Below are 2811 nucleotides of genomic sequence, written 5' to 3'. Positions count from 1 at the left end.
GCCCGGAGTCCAGGCGTGTGCTCTCCCGATCCGGTCGCGGCGGGCCGCGGCACGACGCTCGAGGATGCGGGGCGCGAGAGCGGGCGGGACGGGCATTGCGGCGCGCGCGGCACCGGCACCATCGGTTTCGCCGCGCTGCGCGGCGGCCAGGTGGTCGGCGAGCACACGCTGATCTTCGCCGCCGCGTCGGAGCATATCAGCCTGACGCACCGGTCCTTCGACCGGCGCGTCTACGCCACGGGCGCCGTGCGCGCGGCGCTGTGGCTGCACGGGCGCGCCCCGGCGCTCTACGGCATGCGGGACGTACTTGGCATGTAGCGGCGCCCGGCGATCGACGCCTGGCGGCCCGGCCTGACGAAAGCCGCGCTCGGGCGTGATGCGATCAGCCCGCCCCGGGCCAGGCCGCGGCCGGAAGGGGCTCCGTCGCGGCGCAGCGCCGCGTGTCCTCCGCACACGGGCTCGACCTTCGTGCGGAGGCCATGGCGCGCGGGCCCGGTGGGACGGCCGCGCGCGGAAAAAGCTAGCTGAAGCCGACCGTGGGAAGGTGCTTCCTTCATGCGCTCGGCATCAGGCACGACCGCGCTGCGGCGTTAGCCGCGCGTCGCCTCGTAGCGCGCCTTGGTCTCGGCGTTCGGCGGATAGAGGCCGGGCAGCGGCACGCCGCGCTCCACCTCGGTCATGATCCAGGCTTCCAGCCGTTCCTGCTCGACGGCCGCTTCCACCACGGCGTCGAGCATCGCCTGCGGGATGACCACGGCGCCGTCCTGGTCGGCCACGATGATGTCGCCGGGGATGACGGTGACGCCGCCGCAGCCGATCGTCTCCTGCCAGCCGACGAAGTTCAGCGCGGCCACCGAGGCCGGGGCGACATACCCCTGGCAGAACACCGGCAGGCCGGTGCCGATCACGCCCGCGCCGTCGCGCAGCACGCCGTCGGTGACAAGCCCGGCCACGCCCTTCTTGGCCATGCGCGCGCAGAGGATGTCGCCAAAGATGCCGGCCGCGGTGCTGCCCATGGCGTCCGCGACGGCGACGCAGCCTTCCGGCATCTCCTCGATCGCGGCGCGGGTGGATCGGGGGGAGGACCAGCTGTCGACCGTCGCGAGATCCTCCCGCGTCGGCGTGAAGCGCAGCGTGAAGGCGGGGCCGACGATGCGCTTCGTCGCACCCGGCACGATCGGGCGCGAGCCCGCGATGTAGCAGAAGCGCACGCCCTTCTTGAGCAGCACGGTGGTCAGCGTGGCGGTGGTGACGCCTTCGAGGGCGGTCTTCTGGGCGGGGGTCATGCGCGATGCTCCTTCACGGGGCCGCGTCCATCGCAGGGGCAGGGCCGTCGGGCAAGGGGGGCCCTCCGCGGCCGCCTACCCCGAGACGGTCCCCGGATCGCAATTCGCCCCGCAGATCACGACGCCGACATGCGCATCCTTGGGCGGCTTCCAGGCGCCCCCGAGCAGCGCGGCCAGCGCGGTCGCACCGCCGGGCTCGGCGACGACGCGCAGCCTGTCCCACAGCCAGCGCTGCGCCTTGAGGATCGAATCATCGCTCAGCACGACGGAATTCCCGCCCCACTGCTTCATCGTCGCGAAGGCCAGGCTGCCGATACGGCGCGCGCCGAGGCTGTCGGCGGCGACGCCGTCGGTCGGCGCATCCGTCGGCGCGCCTGTCATGACGGCGACGAACATGGTCGGGCAGGCCTCGGGCTCGACCAGCACCATGTGGATGCGGTCCTGGTACCAGGAGGCGATGCCGCCATACAGCCCGCCGCCGCCGACGGCGACCAGCAGGTGTGTCAGGTCGGGCGCCTGTTGCTCCAGCTCCAACCCGATCGTGCCCTGGCCGGCCAGGACTTCCTCCTGGTCATAGGCATGGACCATCAGGGCGCCGGTCTCGGCCGCGCGCGCCTCGGCGGCGACGCGGGCGTGCTCATAGACCTTGCCGCCGACATAGACCCAGGCGCCCGTGTCCATGATGCGCTTCTTCTTGGCCTCCGGCGTCGGGCCGGGGACGTAGATCTCGGCGTTCATCTTGAGCGTCTTCGCCGCATGCGCGACGGCGAGCCCGTGGTTGCCGCCCGAGGCCGCGATTACCCCCGCTTCCGGCACCTCGGCCGAAAGGATGCGGTTGAAGGCGCCCCGCGGCTTGAAGGAGCCCGTGACCTGCAGCTGCTCGAGCTTCAGCGTCACCGGCACGGCAAGCCCCGTATCGGCGGGATCGAGCCGGATGACGGGGGTGCGGCGGATATGGGGTGCGATGCGGTCCGCGGCGGCGCGGATGTCGTCCTGGGTCGGCATGGGGCGGGAAGGTGGCACCGCGGCCGGGTCCCGGCAACGCACAACCGGGGGGCGCTTCCCGCCCCGCCCCGTTTCTGCCATGGTCCGCGGCCTTGGGCAGGGGTGGCTGCGTGGGATGACCCTCCACGGAAGCTCGGCCGCGCGGAATGGAGCGGCGGTGCTGCTGCTGGGGCCTGCGGGCTCCGGCAAGTCCGACCTGTTGCTTCGGCTGATCGGCGCCGGCTGGGACCTTGTGGCCGATGACCGCGTGCAGCTGGATGGCCGCCTCGTCACCGCCCCCGACGCGCTGCGCGGCATGCTGGAAGTCCGCGGCCTCGGCATCTTCCAGGGCCTGAAGGTGGCGCAGGCTGCCCGGCTCGAACTGGTGGCGGAGCTGCTGCCGCGCGAGGGCGTGGCGCGCCTGCCCGCGCCGGCCGCCTGGGAGCCGGCCGGCGTGCCGCGCATCGGGCTGCACGCCTTCGACGCCTCGGCGGTCGACAAGCTGGGCTGGGCGCTCGACGCCGCGCTCGGGCGGCGGGCG

General features: G+C 73.3%; 4 protein-coding genes. 2 read left to right on the top strand and 2 right to left on the bottom strand.

All coding sequences use genetic code 11. From position 1 onward, the window contains the following. Positions 1-318: dihydrodipicolinate reductase C-terminal domain-containing protein (locus tag HW577_RS23220; protein ID WP_332837796.1), on the top strand; the 318-nt coding region annotated here is incomplete at its 5' end. Between the two features lie 272 nt (positions 319-590). Here the strand turns inward: HW577_RS23220 and HW577_RS23215 are convergent. Together HW577_RS23215 and HW577_RS23210 are read right to left on the bottom strand one after the other, a co-directional pair. After that, complete coding sequence (locus HW577_RS23215; protein WP_198378480.1) at positions 591-1286, bottom strand: ribonuclease activity regulator RraA; 696 nt, start codon at positions 1284-1286, stop codon at positions 591-593. A 75-nt stretch (positions 1287-1361) separates the two neighbouring features. Then, complete coding sequence (locus tag HW577_RS23210) at positions 1362-2291, bottom strand: threonine/serine dehydratase (RefSeq protein WP_198378481.1); 930 nt, start codon at positions 2289-2291, stop codon at positions 1362-1364. A 115-nt stretch (positions 2292-2406) separates the two neighbouring features. Between HW577_RS23210 and HW577_RS23205 the strand changes: the two genes are divergently transcribed. Continuing rightward, positions 2407-2811: HPr kinase/phosphorylase (locus HW577_RS23205; RefSeq protein ID WP_198378479.1), on the top strand; the 405-nt coding region annotated here is incomplete at its 3' end.

The organism is Neoroseomonas rubea (assembly GCF_016106015.1).
Classification (GTDB): Bacteria; Pseudomonadota; Alphaproteobacteria; order Acetobacterales; family Acetobacteraceae; genus Neoroseomonas; species Neoroseomonas rubea.
This window is presented reverse-complemented; position numbering and strand designations above follow the sequence as displayed.

Coding starts and splice junctions, on each gene's coding strand:
- HW577_RS23210 (WP_198378481.1), bottom strand. CDS start 2,291: ATGCCGACCCAGGACGACATCCGCGCCGCCGCGGACCGCATCGCACCC.
- HW577_RS23215 (WP_198378480.1), bottom strand. CDS start 1,286: ATGACCCCCGCCCAGAAGACCGCCCTCGAAGGCGTCACCACCGCCACG.